Source organism: Kribbella jejuensis, assembly GCF_006715085.1.
GTDB classification, from domain to species: Bacteria; Actinomycetota; Actinomycetes; order Propionibacteriales; family Kribbellaceae; genus Kribbella; species Kribbella jejuensis.
Genome location: NZ_VFMM01000001.1, coordinates 2,892,576 through 2,906,987 on the forward strand (window position 1 = coordinate 2,892,576; position 14,412 = coordinate 2,906,987).

At 69.0% G+C, this 14,412-nt stretch carries 12 protein-coding genes; 6 read left to right on the forward strand and 6 right to left on the reverse strand.

The window, feature by feature from the left end; translation table 11 throughout:
* Positions 1-21: 21 nt before the first annotated feature.
* From FB475_RS14235 to paaN, 3 genes are read right to left on the reverse strand one after another with little or no spacing between them, the layout of a single operon-like run.
* Positions 22-540 (reverse strand): flavin reductase family protein, encoded by a 519-nt coding sequence (locus FB475_RS14235; RefSeq protein WP_141856191.1) that lies wholly within the window; start codon positions 538-540, stop codon positions 22-24.
* Positions 537-1,919, reverse strand: a complete 1,383-nt coding sequence (locus FB475_RS14240; RefSeq protein WP_141856193.1) for a serine hydrolase domain-containing protein — start codon at positions 1,917-1,919, stop codon at positions 537-539. Before FB475_RS14240 ends, FB475_RS14235 begins: the two co-directional genes overlap by 4 nt.
* Positions 1,912-3,582 (reverse strand): phenylacetic acid degradation protein PaaN, encoded by a 1,671-nt coding sequence (gene paaN / locus FB475_RS14245; RefSeq protein WP_141856195.1) that lies wholly within the window; start codon positions 3,580-3,582, stop codon positions 1,912-1,914. The genes FB475_RS14240 and paaN overlap by 8 nt, the downstream gene beginning before the upstream one ends.
* Positions 3,583-3,646: 64 nt before the next feature.
* Between paaN and paaI the strand changes: the two genes are divergently transcribed.
* From paaI to FB475_RS14270, 5 genes are all read left to right on the forward strand, one after another.
* Positions 3,647-4,066, forward strand: a complete 420-nt coding sequence (gene paaI / locus FB475_RS14250) for a hydroxyphenylacetyl-CoA thioesterase PaaI (RefSeq protein WP_141856197.1) — start codon at positions 3,647-3,649, stop codon at positions 4,064-4,066.
* Entirely contained in the window at positions 4,063-5,265 is a 1,203-nt protein-coding gene (gene pcaF / locus FB475_RS14255; RefSeq protein ID WP_141856199.1) for a 3-oxoadipyl-CoA thiolase, read from the forward strand. Before paaI ends, pcaF begins: the two co-directional genes overlap by 4 nt.
* A 30-nt stretch (positions 5,266-5,295) precedes the next feature.
* The gene (gene paaK, locus FB475_RS14260; protein ID WP_238332139.1) at positions 5,296-6,576 is read left to right on the forward strand and encodes a phenylacetate--CoA ligase PaaK; all 1,281 of its coding nucleotides are present in this window, start codon (positions 5,296-5,298) and stop codon (positions 6,574-6,576) included.
* A 171-nt stretch (positions 6,577-6,747) separates the two neighbouring features.
* Positions 6,748-7,269 carry a DinB family protein gene (locus FB475_RS14265; protein ID WP_141856203.1) on the forward strand — a complete coding sequence of 174 codons (522 nt, stop codon included), beginning with the start codon at positions 6,748-6,750 and terminating at the stop codon, positions 7,267-7,269.
* 71 nt (positions 7,270-7,340) lie between these two features.
* Positions 7,341-7,967: a TetR/AcrR family transcriptional regulator gene (locus FB475_RS14270; protein ID WP_141856205.1), complete on the forward strand. Its 627-nt coding sequence runs from the start codon at positions 7,341-7,343 to the stop codon at positions 7,965-7,967.
* Here the strand turns inward: FB475_RS14270 and FB475_RS14275 are convergent.
* Complete coding sequence (locus FB475_RS14275; RefSeq protein WP_185759250.1) at positions 7,932-11,192, reverse strand: AfsR/SARP family transcriptional regulator; 3,261 nt, start codon at positions 11,190-11,192, stop codon at positions 7,932-7,934. The genes FB475_RS14270 and FB475_RS14275 overlap by 36 nt on opposite strands.
* An 85-nt stretch (positions 11,193-11,277) precedes the next feature.
* On the opposite strand from FB475_RS14275, the gene FB475_RS14280 reads away from it, so the two are divergent.
* Complete coding sequence (locus FB475_RS14280; RefSeq protein WP_141856209.1) at positions 11,278-12,630, forward strand: serine hydrolase domain-containing protein; 1,353 nt, start codon at positions 11,278-11,280, stop codon at positions 12,628-12,630.
* 4 nt (positions 12,631-12,634) lie between these two features.
* Here the strand turns inward: FB475_RS14280 and FB475_RS14285 are convergent, their stop codons facing one another.
* A complete protein-coding gene (locus FB475_RS14285) occupies positions 12,635-13,435 on the reverse strand; it encodes an ABC transporter permease (protein WP_141856211.1) in 801 nt (266 codons plus the stop codon).
* On the reverse strand, positions 13,432-14,412 hold the full coding sequence (locus FB475_RS14290; protein WP_141856213.1) for an ATP-binding cassette domain-containing protein: 981 nt from the start codon (positions 14,410-14,412) through the stop codon (positions 13,432-13,434). The genes FB475_RS14285 and FB475_RS14290 overlap by 4 nt, the downstream gene beginning before the upstream one ends.

Here is a 14,412-nt window from a genome sequence, read left to right on the forward strand (position 1 = left end):
AGCCAACCGCGGTCAACCGATTCAGATCCCCGCGTACCGTCCCCGCCGGTGGACCAGGGCGGGTACGTCGTCCGCGCCGAATTCGACGTGCGCGATCTCGAGCTGGATCTGCAGGCCCCACCCGATCGCCGGCGGATCCGGGTCGACCAGCGTGCAGCCCGCCCAGGTCGAGACACCGACCGGCGCCGGTCCCCAGGCGGTGTCTGTCCAGTCGATCAACCGGAACGGGCCACCTGGAGCCGGCGCGACGTACCCGAACGCGTCGGCCAGCTGCCGGTGCGGCTCGCCGAGCAGCGACACCACCGCAGTCCTTGCCTCACGCAACATTTCCCACAGGTCCGAGTCCGGGTCGAGCAGGCCGATCACGTACCCGGGCTCGCCGTCCGCGACCAGCATCGACGACACGGTGAGCCCGGCCCGCTCCCCCTCGTACGCCGTCGTCCACAGCCCGACCGGCGACGGCAGCCGCCCGCGGAACCGGCGTACCGGACTCCGCTCGGACTCGGGTGGGAGGAACGGGTGGTCGCCGTGAATCGTCACTGCGCCACGGTAACCCGCTCCGGCAGGCTGAACTTGTCGATCGGGTCGTACCTGAGCCCGCCGGAGCCGCGGACCGACTCGACCGTGCCGTTCGCGCCGAACACGAACCGGTATGCCTCGCCGTACGACCCGTACCCGTTCCCGCCGGAGACACGGGCCACGTCGCCGTCCACCTCGAGTGGTTGCGGCTCGTCGGCCGGGTTCGGCCCGGTCGGGTCGGTGGCGTAGAGGCGGCCGCCGAGGACGACGAAGTCCGTGATGCCCCACAGGTTCGCGAAACGGCCGGTGAACCGGGTCAGGTCCTGGTCGCCGCGGTCCTCCGACGCGGCCAGGTCGAGCAGCCGGAAGAGACCTTCCGCGAGCTGGGAGGCCGGTCCGTCGATCGCGTTCGTCAGCACCGACACCACCACGCGCTGCTCGGGGTCGACCAGCGTGCGGGTGATGTGGCCCGGGTACCCGCCGCCGTGCCCGAACACCTCACGGTCGCCGACCTTGTTGACCGCGAGGCCGAGGCCGTACCGGGCCTTCTCGTCACTGCCGGTCGTCCACAGCGGGTGCTGCATCTCGCGCTTGGACTTGTCGGACAGCAGCCGGTCGTCGCCGGGCAGGTGTGCGGAGAAGTACGTCACCAGGTCGCGCGCGTTACCGAAGAACCCGGTCGCCGACGCGAGCGCCCGGGTGTCCACGTGCTCGATCGGCACGCGCGTGTCGGCGTACGAGAGTGCGCTGTAGCCGGCGGCATACTCGGAGAGCCGCGCCGGATCCAGCTCCGGACCGAGCGCGGACAGGCCGAGCTTGTCGACGATCGCGGCCTGGACGTAGGAGTTGTACGACGTACCGCCGGCCGCCTCGATGACGAGTCCGAGCAGGCCGTACCCGATGTTCGAGTACTTGAAGCGCTCGTTCTCCGGGATCACCGCGGACGTCTCGCTCCGCAGTACGGCGAGGAGCTGGTCGCGGTCCGGGAAGGCCGTGGCCAACTGCCACCAGTCGGCGTCGTCGCTGTCCCGGGTGATGCCACCGGCATGCGCGAGCAGCTCGCGGACGGTCCGCTCGCCGGCCGGCGTACCGACGATCTCGGTGACGTGCTGGGACACCTTGTCGTCGAGCCGCAACCGGCCCTGCTCGGCCAACTGGAACACCGCGGTACCGGTGAACGTCTTCGAGTGCGACGCGATCCGGAACAGGTGCTGCTCGGTCAGCGGTACGTCGTTCTCCACGTCGGCGCGACCGTACGCCTTGGAGAACACGACGCTGTCCTCCGCGTACACCGCCGCCTGGACCCCAGGGACGCGTTGATAGTGCTGGTTGAACCTCAGCCAGCTGTCGAAGTAGGTGAGCGCCTCGCGCAGGTTTTCCGGATTCAGGGCCTCAGACATGACGCCTAGATTGAATGACGCGGAAGCGACTCGCAACGTAAGCGCCGTCGGTGTACGTGGCGTTGGCCGCCGGATTCGCGCCGGTGCCGTGGAAATCGCTGAAAGCAGCCGATTGATTCACGAACACCTGGCCGGTCAGGTTCTCCGACAGCGCGACACCCGCGTCGAGGGCCGCGTCCCGTGCCTCGTCGAGGATCTTCGGGTCGGTCGAGTAGATCCCCGCGGTCATCGCGCCGCCCTCGGTCACGGTGGACCGGAACAGCTCGATCGACTGCGCGGTGTCGGCCGTCTTCACGATGAACGACACCGGGCCGAAGCACTCGCGCCGGTAGACATCGGCGTCCTCAGCGTCGATCGCGACGAGCAGCGGCGTACGGACGACGGCGTCCGGGAAGGCCGGGTGCTGGATAGCGCGCGACTCGAGCACGACGTCGCCGTACTCCGGAGCGAGTTCGAGCCGGCTGATCACGGCCTGGTTGACGATGCCGCCGAGGATCTCGACCGCGCGGGCGTCATCGCCGAGCAGTCTGTCGATCGCGGTCGCCAGCGCGGCGCCGACCTCCTCGAACGACTTGTGCCCCTCGTCGGTCTCGATCCCGCCGGCCGGGACGAACAGGTTCTGGGTGGTGGTGCACATCTGGCCCGAGTACAGGCTGAGGGTGAAGGCGAGGTTGCTGGTGAGCGCCTTGAAGGAATCCGTCGAGTCGATGATGACCGCGTTCACGCCGGCCTTCTCGGTGAAGACGGTCGCCTGGGTCGCGTTCTGCTCGAGCCACTCGCCGAACTCGCTGCCGCCGGTGAAGTCGATCAGCTTCACCTCGGGACGGGTCGCGAGCGGCTTGGCCAGGCCGTCGCCTGCGCGCTCGGTGGCCAGGGTGACCAGGTTCGGGTCGAAGCCGGCCTCGGCGAGCACCTCGCGGCAGACCTCGACCGTGATCGCCAGCGGCAGGACCGCCAGCGGGTGCGGCTTCACCACGACGGCGTTACCGGTGACCAGGGAGGCGAACAGGCCGGGCCAGGAGTTCCAGGTGGGGAACGTGTTGCAGCCGATCACCAGCGCGACGCCGCGGCCGGTGACCGTGAACGTCTTCTCCATCCGGATCGGGTCGCCCTTCGCGGGCTTCTCCCAGGTCGCGGTGGCCGGGTACCGGTTCATCTCCTCGTAGGCGTAGGCGACCGACTCCAGTGCGCGGTCCAGCGCGTGCGCGCCGCCGGCCTGGAACGCCATCACGAACGCCTGCCCGCTGGTGTGCTGGACCGCGTTCGCCAGCTCGAAGACCCGCTTGTGCAGCCGGTCGAGGATCTCCAGCGTCACCCCGGTCCGGCCGTCGATCCCGGCGCGCCGCCAGTCCGCCAGTCCGTGCTGGGCGGCGGCGAGCAGCTCGTCCAGGCCCTCCTCGACCACCCGCGGGTACGCGACGTCCATCGCGATCCCGTACGGCGACTGCTCGGTGACGACCGTGCCGCGCGCACCGGGGATGTCGAGCCGGTACTCCGTACTGAGATGTGCCTCGAAGGCGGCCTTGCCGTCGGCGGCCGCGGTCTCGCCGTACACCCGCGGGCTCGGCGACTCGGGGAACGCGGAGTGGTAGCCGCGGTCGTGGATCGCCTTCAGCGCGCCGTCGAGACGCTCACGGTGGGAGGAGAGCAGGTCCGTGGTCATGACTGCGATGTTACAGTCAATGGCGCAACTGGGACCAGGGTGTCACAAAGACTGAGGACGGCGGATGAGTGACTTGCCGGAGCGGGTCGCGGCGGCAATGTGGGCGGAAGACACCGCCAGTGCCGGGCTCGGGATGAAACTCGTCGAGGTCGGCGAGGGTACGGCGCGGCTGGAGATGACCGTCCGCGAAGACATGGTCAACGGGCACGGGATCGCGCATGGTGGATTCGTGTTCTGTCTGGCCGACTCCGCGTTCGCGTTCGCGTGCAACTCGCGCAATCGGGTGACGGTCGCACAGGCCTGCGACATCGTGTTCGTGGCCCCGGCGCACCGCGGCGACGTGCTGGTCGCTTCGGCTTCCGAACGGACAAGCTTCGGCCGGAACGGGATCTACGACATCACGGTCACCCGCGGCGACGAGGTGATCGCCGAGTTCCGCGGCCGCAGCCGCCAGCTCTCCGGAACCATCGTGGAGGAATCATGACGCGCGAGGCCTTTCTGGTCGACGGGGTACGGACGCCGATCGGGCGGTACGGCGGTGCACTGTCGGCGGTCCGTCCGGACGACCTGGCCGCGCACGTGATCTCGTCGCTGCTGAACCGGACCGCGCTCGACCCGGCACGGATCGACGACGTGATCCTCGGCTGCGCCAACCAGGCAGGTGAGGACAACCGGAACGTCGCGCGGATGGCGGTGCTGCTCGCGGGCCTGCCCGACTCCGTGCCCGGTACGACGATCAACCGGCTCTGCGGGTCCGGGCTGGACGCGGTCGCGTACGCGGCCCGGTCGATCATTGCCGGGGACAACGACATTGTGGTGGCCGGTGGGGTGGAGTCGATGTCGCGGGCGCCGTTCGTGATGCCTAAGGCAACTACCGCTTTCTCCCGCCAGGCCGAGGTGTTCGACACCACGATCGGGTGGCGGTTCGTGAATCCGGTGCTGAAAGCGCAGTACGGGATCGATTCGATGCCGGAGACCGCGGAGAACGTCGCGGCTGAGTTCGACGTGTCTCGTGAAGACCAGGATTTGTTTGCGTTGCGGTCGCAGCAACGGGCCGCGAAGGCACAGGCGAACGGGCGGTTGGCCGAGGAGATTGTCTCGGTTGACGTGGCTGGGAAACGCGGCTTGGTGACAACTGTTGATGCCGACGAACATCCACGTGAGACGTCGCTCGAAGCTCTGGCCGGGTTGAAGACTCCGTTCCGATCGCCTGGGACCGTTACGGCAGGCAATGCGTCCGGGGTGAACGATGGGGCCGCGGCGTTGCTGGTGATGAGTGCGGAAGCCGTCGAGGAGCACGGGGTTACACCGATCGCTCGGGTGGTCGGGACGGCTGCGGCGGGCGTGCCGCCGCGGATCATGGGGATCGGGCCGGCGCCCGCGACCCGGAAGCTGCTCGACCGGACCGGTGTCGCGTTGTCCGACATCGAGGTGATCGAGCTCAACGAGGCGTTCGCGTCGCAGTCGCTCGCCGTACTGCGCGAGCTCGGGCTGCCCGACGACGCCGAGCACGTCAACCCGAACGGCGGGGCGATCGCGCTCGGGCATCCGCTCGGCATGTCCGGGGCGCGACTGGCGCTGACCGCCGCGCTGGAGCTTCGGCACCGCGACGCCCGGTACGCGCTGGCCACCATGTGCATCGGCGTCGGTCAGGGCATCGCGACCCTGCTCGCCCGTCCCTAGGAGTCGTCCATGCTGGGTGAAGCTTGTCCCGTGGAGTTGCGCGACGCCGGCGAACAGCTTTCCGTCGACGAGCTCCGGTCCCGCCAACTTTCGTTGCTGCAGGCAACTGTACGGCGCGCGTACGAGAACGTGCCGCATTACCGTTCGGCGTTGGATGCGGTCGGGTTCAAGCCGGATGACCTGCAGTCGCTCGCAGATCTTTCGCGGCTGCCGTTCACCGCCAAGAAAGACTTGCGGGACAACTACCCGTTCGGAATGTTCGCAGTACCTCGAACCGACGTGGTGCGGGTGCATGCGTCCTCGGGTACGACAGGGCGGCCGACGGTGGTCGGGTACACGCGGCGGGATCTGGACAACTGGGCCGATCTGATGGCGCGGTCGATCCGCGCGGCGGGTGGACGTGCCGGGGACGTCTGCCATGTGGCCTACGGGTACGGGCTGTTCACCGGCGGGCTGGGCGCGCATTACGGGGCCGAGCGGCTCGGGTGCACTGTCGTACCGGTGTCCGGTGGGATGACCGAGCGGCAGGTGGATCTGCTCCGCGACTTCGGCGCGCGGATCATCATGGTCACGCCGTCGTACTTCCTCGCGATCGTCGACGAACTCGAACGCCGCGGCCTCGACCCACGGGACACGTCGTTGCGGATCGGGATCTTCGGCGCCGAGCCGTGGACCGAGGCGATGCGGACCGAGGTCGAGGAACGGACCGGGATCCACGCCGTCGACATCTACGGACTGTCCGAGGTGATGGGCCCGGGCGTCGCGCAGGAATGCGTCGAGACCAAGGACGGCCTGCACATCTGGGAGGACCACTTCTACCCGGAGATCATCGACCCGGTGACCGGCGAAGTACTTCCCGACGGCTCCGAGGGCGAGCTGGTCTTCACCACGCTCACCAAGGAAGCCTTCCCGGTACTGCGCTACCGCACCCGCGACCTGACCCGGCTCCTCCCCGGCACGGCCCGCCCCGGTATGCGCCGGATGGAGAAGATCACCGGCCGCACCGACGACATGATGATCGTCCGCGGCGTGAACGTTTTCCCCACCCAGATCGAGGAACAGATCCTCCTGGTCGAAGGCCTCACCCCGCACTACCTCTGCGTCCTCACCCGCCCCGGCCGCCTCGACGAACTCACGGTCCAGGTCGAGGCAGCCGCTGACTTGACCGACCGCTCGACCGCCGCCACCACCCTCGCGCACCGCATCAAGGAGCGCGTCGGCGTCACCGCCACGGTCGAGGTCGTCGACCCGCACGCCCTCGAGCGCTCCTTGGGCAAAGCGAAACGCATCCGCGACGACCGCCAAGCGTAAGAAATGCGGTTTCCTCCCTCGGCGCCGGTCCGCTACGGTGCTCGTGCCGGGGGTTTCGGCACCCCGGCGGCAGAGAGGAGGTGAGCGCGATGTCGAGTCCGATTGTCGTGCTGCCCTGCTGCCGCGTCCGCGGCTGACCGGGGTGGCTTCGTACCACCAAGGAGCTGTCGCATGACCGAAGTACAACGTCCGTCGCTGACCGCCGCAGAGCGCGAACAGCTGATCGGATGGCTCGACCTGCAGCGTTCGTTCGTCCGGATGAAGTGCGCGGGGCTGAGCGAGGCGGATGCCCACCGCAACGTCGTACCCACCTCGCCGCTGATGACGCCGGCCGGCCTGGTCGCGCACCTGCGCTGGGTCGAGTATTCGTGGTTCCAGCTCGGGATCGCCGGCGTGCCGGACACCGGGCAGACGCCGTGGACCGAGGGCGCGCACGTCGACGCCGAGATGTTCGTCGACGACGTACCACTGGAGCAGTTGCTGGACGAGTACGACGCGGAGTGCGGGCAGTCGAACGCCACGATCGCCGACCTGCCGCTGGACACCGTCGAGAAGGGACAACCTGCTGACAAGGCAGCTTCTTTGCGGTACGTCCTGTGCCACATGATCGAGGAAACCGCCCGCCACGTCGGCCACCTCGACATCATCCGCGAACTCCTCGACGGCACGAAGGGTTACACGAAGCAGGAGTAACCCGGTTACGCCTGCGCCGAGGGGTGGATAGGATGTCCGGCATCTGGCACGGGGTAGCGACAAGAGGTGTGATGAGGGAACCCTCCGTACGCCGTTATTCCGGGCGGTCAGTCGAGGAGTGGAAGGCCGCGCGCCGGGAACGGCTGCTGGCTGCCGCGCTCGAACTCTTCGGGACCGAAGGCTATCCGGCGACATCCGTGGAACGCCTGTGTACACAGGCGAAAGTGTCCACCCGGCACTTCTACCACGAGTTCCAGAACAAGGAAGCCGTGCTGCTCGCGGTGCACGCGCAGGTGATCGAGTTGGCGGTCCGGAGTACCGGGGACGCACTCCGCCGGACCGCCGACCGGCCTGTCCGGGAGCGGATCGCCGCGGCCGTCGAGGAGTACCTGAGAACCATCATGACCGACCTCCGGCGGGCCCGGATCTCGTTCGTCGAGGTGGTCGGCACCAGCCCGGCGGTCGAGGAGCAGCGCAACGCCTTCCGCGAACTGCTGATCCGCAACGTCCGCGACCTCGGCGACACCGCCGTCGAACGCGGCGAGATCAAGCGCAAGGACTTCCGGTTCCTCGCGCTGGCGTTCTTCGGCGCGGTGAACGCGGTCGTCCACGACTGGATGCTCGCCGACCCACGACCCCCGGAACAGAAGATCCAGAACTCCTTACGGGACCTCGCCGTCCAGCTGATCACCGGTTAGGTAGCGTTTGCGGATCTCGGCGAGGGCTTCGTCGCGCGGTACGGCGGCGCCGGCCGCGTACGCCGTCTCGTACCCTTCGGCGCCCAGGGCATCGCGAAGTTCGTCGACGAGCCGCTGCACGTCGGCGTCCGGGATCGTCCGCAGGCCCTTCATGGTGGCGGCCAGGCCGAGCACTCGCGCGACCTCCTCCGGCTTGCTCGTCAGCAGGTCGGCGTGCAGCCCGATCTCCACGACGGCCGCCGCGACCGGCATGTCCTCGGTGCCGAGCGCGAGCCCGATCGCCTGCCGGGCACAGTCCTGCGCCTTCTCCACGTCGCCGGTGGTCGCGTAGATCCGGCTGAGCTGGCCGAGCATCACGGCCTGTCCGTGCGGCGCCATCCGTTCGGCCTCGAGGTCGAGCGTGGCGTACGCACGCTCGGCGAGCTCGCGCGCCTCCTCGATGTGACCGAGCCGGAACTCCACCTTGGACAACCCCATGAACGCCATCGCTTCGCCGGCGCGGGACCCGGTCTCCTCGGACAAGCGCAGGGCCCGCTCCAGGTCGGCGCGGGCGCCGTCGTGGTCGCCGAGCTCGAGCCGGCTCATCGCGCCGCTGCCGAGCAGTTGGCCGACGCCTTCGCTCGTACCGAGCTCCTCGATCAGCTGGAGCGCCTCGGTCAGCGACGCCAGCGCAGCGACGTGGTCGCCGGTGCTGCTCTGGTACCCGGCGAGACCGCGCAGCGCCATCGACGTACCGAACCGGTCGCCGATCTCGCGGAAGCCGGCCAGCGCGACCGTCAGGTTGGCCGCCATCTCGTCGACCTCGCCCTCGTTCTCCCGGAACATCGCGCTGGTCATCACGCCCATGTTCCGGATCCACGGATCGGCGTGCCGGGAGGCGGCCTCGAGTTCGGCGAAGCAGGTCGCCTTGTCCCGCCGGATCGCGGCCCAGACCGCGTTGGTGAACAAGCCGATGCCGGAGTCGACGAGGATCCGGTGCCGGCGCGTCATCCAGCGCACCGTCGCCAGCCCGCGGACCGCCTGCCGGAACGACGTGCCCGGGTCGTCACCGGTCGACATCCGCCCGAGCGCCAGCAGGTACAGCGCCTCGGCTTTGTCCAGCGGCACGGTCGGACCTGGTACCGCGAGCGCGGCCTGCATCCAGTTGACCGCTTCGGCCGGGCGGCCGCTCATCGTCCAGTACTCACCGAGCACGGCGACCATCTGGACGGCGATCCGCGCCGACTCGGTGTCGATCGCGGTCCGGAGCGCGTCGATCAGGTTCTCGTTGTCGGCGGTCAGGCGGGCGATCCACTCGATCTGCTCAGCGGTCCGCAGCTTCGGCCGCGCCTTGCGGAGCATCCGGCTGAAGTACGCCGTGTGCGCCCGCCGGAAGCGGTCGTACTCACCGGAGGCGTCGAGTTGCTCGGCGCCGTACGCACGGACCGTCTCGAGCATCCGGTACCGCACGGACCGCTCGTCGGCGGCGGCTTCGACGAGCGACTTGTCGACAAGGGACGCGAGGACGCCGAGGACCGACTCCGCGGGAATGGACTCGTCGCTGCAGATCTGCTCGGCCGCCTCGAGGGTTGCGCCGCCGGAGAACAGGGAGAGCCGGCGCGCGACCGCCTGCTCGTCCGGGTCCAGCAGGTCCCAGCTCCACTCCACCACGGCCCGCAGCGTCTGGTGGCGCGGCAGGGCGGTCCGTGAGCCGCTGGTGAGCAGCCGGAAGCGGTCCGCCAGCCGGTCCACGATCTGCGGCGGTGTGAGCGCACGCAGACGGGCTGCGGCGAGCTCGATCGCCAGGGGCATGCCGTCCAGCCGTCGGCAGATCTCCGCGACCGCCTGCCGGTTGGCGTCGGTCAGCTGGAAGTCAGGGCGTACGGCGCGAGCACGGTCGACGAACAGCTGCATCGCTGGGTATTCGTCGGGCACGGTGTCCTCGGGCGGCAGCGCGAGCGGTCCGACTGGGTGCAGGTGTTCACCAGGGATGCTCAGCGGCTCCCGGCTCGTCGTGAGTACGCGCAGCCGCGGGCAGGACGCCAGCAGCGAGTCGACGAGCCCGGCGACCTCCTGGACGAGGTGCTCGCAGTTGTCCAACACCAGCAGGACGCGGCGATCGCCGATGACTTCGACGAGTCGCAGCGTCGCAGCACGGCTCGTGGGGATGTGCTTGGGCGCAAAGCGGGCCGGTTGGAGGTCCACGAACTCGCTGGCGCCCAGCGCGGACAGGACCGCTGGTGCTACGTCTGCTGCGTCGCCCAGTGGTGCGAGCTCCACGAACCAGATGCCGTCGCCGGACTGGTCGACGAGAGTCCTGCCGGTCTCCGTGGCCAGTCTGGTCTTGCCTGCACCGCCCGGGCCGACCATGGTGACCAGCCGGGTCCCGTTGCTCAACAGACGAGTCAGCTCGGCCACGTCCTCACGGCGACCGACAAAGCTCGTCAGCGGAGCCCGCAGGTTGCTACGGGGTGCTGACGGAACAGGAGCCGGTACGGCAGTGCTCTTGGCGGCAGGGTCTACCGGGTCGCCACGCAGCACCGACACGTGGAGGTCGCGCAGCCGGCTGCCCGGGTCAGCGCCCAGCTCGTCGGCCAGCGTGGTGCGGATCCGTTCGTACGCCGTCAACGCCTCCGCCTGCCGGCCGTCGGCGTACAGGGCGCGGATGAGCAGCTCGTGGACGCGCTCGCGGAGCGGATGGGTGACGGCGAGGTGTTCGAGATCGGAGATCAGGTCGCGGGCGTGGCCGCAGCTGACCGCCGCCTCCGCCAGGTCCTCCGCGCCGGCCAGCCGCAGCTCGGCGAGGCGATCTGCCTCGACCGCCGCGAACGGGAGGTCGCGCAGGTCGGTCAGGGCCTCACCACGCCAGAGCTTGTCGGCCTGCGTGAGCAGCACGTGCGCCTGCTCCGGGTCGGACGTGAGCAGCGCACGACCGCGCCGTACCAGCTCCTCGAACTGGAGGGCGTCGACGCAGTCCGGACCGATCGTCAGCGTGTACCCGGCCGGGCCGGACTGGACCGAGATGCTCGACTCGGTGGCGGGCAGACTCGCGCGCAGCCGGGAGACCAGGGACTGCAGTGCGTTCGCACTCGGTGCCTCGCTGCCCCACAACCCGTCGACCAGCGTCTCGACGCTGACCGGCCGGCCCGCACTCAGTGCGAGCCGCGCGAGCAGCCCGCGCAGGCGTACGCCGCGGATGTCGAGCGGAGTCCCGTCGGCCGCCCACATCGCGAGAGGCCCAAGCACCGCTATGCGCACTCCACCAGCCTCGCACATCCCGCCGACCAAATACCCTGCCTTTTGTCACTCGGCTCCTTTAAGGTCGGGAGCCGTGACAGAAATCGCCGCGCCGACGCAGCTCGCGCTCTCCCGAATCGTCGCCGAACGTCAAGCCAAGGGCCGGGTTCCCGGAGTGGTGGGTGCTGTCGCCCGCGGCGGGTCGCTGGTCTGGTCCCACGGGGCCGGATCGGCGGATCTGGACAATCCCGGCGTACCACCGACAGCCGACTCGCAGTTCCTGATCGCCTCGCAGAGCAAGACGCTGACCGCGGTGGCGATCATGGCGCTACGCGACGAGGGCAAGCTCAGCTTGGACGACACGGTCGACCAGCTGATCCCGGACAGCAAGCACGAGGGCATCACCGTACGGCAGATGCTCAGTCACGCCAGCGGGATGCAGCGCGAGCCGGTCGGCGACGTGTGGGACCTGATGAAGTTCCCGTCCCGCGACGAACTCGTCCCCGGCTGGAACGCGGCCGAGCGGATCGGCAAGCCGCACGACAGGTTCCACTACTCGAACCTGGTCTTCTCGCTGCTCGGCGAGATCGTCGCACGGCTGGACGGCCGGTCCTGGTACGAGTCGGTGAAGGCGCGGATCCTCGACCCGCTGGAGATGCGCCGAACGACGGTCGGCATGGACGGCGGGCCGGCTCAGACCGGGTACTACGTGCCGCCGTTCTCTGATGTGCCCGTCCGTGAGCCGCTGCTCGACATCGGCGCGATGGACGCCTGCGGCGGGCTCGCGTCGACTGCCGAGGACCTGGCGAAGTGGGCGATGTTCGTCGCGGACCCGGTCGACGAGGTGCTGTCGAAGGACACCCTCGAGGAGATGTGCCAGGTGCAGATCATGGCGGACGTGGACCGCTGGCAGCTCGCGTTCGGGCTCGGGTTCATGTTGCTGCGCCGCGGTGACCGGCTGTTCGTCGGCCACGACGGCGGCATGCCCGGCCACATCACCTCGACGTTCGTCGACCGCTTCTCCGGTACGGCCGGGATCGCGCTGTTCGGGTCCACCTCGGCACCGGCCCCGAGCGCGCTGGCGACCGACCTGATCATCAAGGTCCTGGAGGACGACCCGCTGCCACCCGAGGCCTGGGTCCCCGGCACGTCGGTCCCCGAGGAACTGTCCGGCGTACTCGGCACCTGGTTCACCGAGGGCAGCCCGTTCGTCTTCTCGGTCGAACAGGGCGTCCTCCAAGCCAAGTCCCCCACGGCCGCGGAGTACCAGTCCCCCGCCGTCTTCGAACGCATCTCCGAAAACGTCTACCGAACCATCCGCGGCCGCGAAACCGGCGAACTGCTGACAATCACCCGAGACCCAGCCGGCCACCCCACAAAGTTGCACTGGGCAACCTACCTCTGCACCCGCAACCCCCTCGCCTTCGCCGAGATCAAGCCCGACTAGCGGTTCACGTACGGCGGCGGTAGGCGCGGATTGCTAGGGGGGCGAAGACGGCTACCAGGCCGATCATCCAGGCGAGGGTGATCAATAGTGGCTTCTCGATCGGGCCGCCGAGCATGAGGCCGCGCATGGTGTCGACCAGGTACTTGACCGGGTTGACCTTGACGAAGGCTTGCAGGAATCCCGGCAGCGTGTCGGTCTTCACGAAGACATTGCTGCCGAAGGTGAGCGGGAACATGACCAGGAACGCGACCCCCTGCACGCCCTGCGCGGTCTTCAGCGACAGGCCGAGCCAGACCCAGATCCAGCACATCGACAGCGCGAACGCCAGCACGATCAGCAGCGCGAGTACGCCGTACCCGATGCCGTTCTGGAACCGGAACCCGAGCGCGAACCCGGTACTCATCAGGATCACGATCGACAGCGTGTACCGGACCGCGTCGCCGAGCACCGCACCGACCAACGGCGCGATCCGCGCGATCGGCAGCGACCGGAACCGGTCGAACACGCCCTTCGCGAAGTCGTCGTTGAGCGCGACGCCGGTGCCCATCGTGGAGAACACGACCGTCTGCACGAGCAGACCCGGCAGCAGGAACGGCAGGTAGTCGCGCCACCCGGCGCCCTGCGCGATCGCACCACCGAACACGAACAGGAACAGCACCAGGAAGATGATCGGCTGGAACGTCACGTCCGCCAGCGCTTCCGGGTTCTGCCGGATCCGGACGATGTTCCGCCAGGCCAGGGTCAGGCTCTGCTGGGCCCACGCGAACGGGTTGGCCCGCCTTGTTTCGATTGCCATCGTGCTCATCGGCCGGCTCCTTCCAGAACCTTGGGCTCTTCGGCGGTGTGACCGGTCAGCGCCAGGAACACCTCGTCCAGGCTGGGCAGTCGCAGCGACAACTCGGTCACCGCGATCCCGGCCTCGTCCAGCCGGCGTACGACGACCGGCATCGACGAACCGTCCGTCACCGGCACGCTGACGAGCGCGTTGACCACGTCGACGGTCGGCCGGGTACCGACGGACTCGGCGACGATCGCCGCGACCCGCTCGATGTGCGACGGCTCGGCCGGTCGTACGTCGAGCGACTGCTTGCCCGCCTGGGCCTTCAGCTCCGCGGGCCGCCCGTTCGCGACCACGGCGCCCTTGTCGAACACCACGATCGAGTCGGCCAGCGCATCGGCCTCTTCGAGGTACTGCGTGGTGAGCAGGACGGTCGTACCGTCGAGCACCAGGTTCCGGACCGTCTCCCAGACGCCGTTGCGGGCGTGTGGGTCGAGACCGGTCGTGGGCTCGTCGAGGTACAGGATGCTCGGATTGCCGACCAGGCTCGCGGCCAGGTCGAGCCGGCGGCGCATACCGCCGGAGTACGTCTTCGCGATCCGGTCGCCGGCGTCGGTCAGCTCGAACCGCTCCAGCAGTTCGTCCGCCTTGCTCCGGGCCTGCGGGCGCGAGTACCCGAGCAGCCGGCCGATCATGATCAGGTTTCGGCGGCCGGACATGTCCTCGTCGACCGACGCGTACTGCCCGGTCAGGCCGATGATGCTGCGGACCTTCCCGGCTTCGCGGACCACGTCGTACCCGCCGACCACCGCGTGCCCGGCGTCCGGCCGGAGCAGGGTGCCGAGAATCCGGACCGCGGTCGTCTTGCCGGCGCCGTTCGGGCCGAGGACCCCGAGGACCGTGCCGGTCGGCACGGTCAGGTCGACGCCGGCAAGCGCCGTGGTACTGCCATATTTCTTGACCAGACCGACCGCCTCGATGGCGACCTGGTTCGTTGTGGTCAT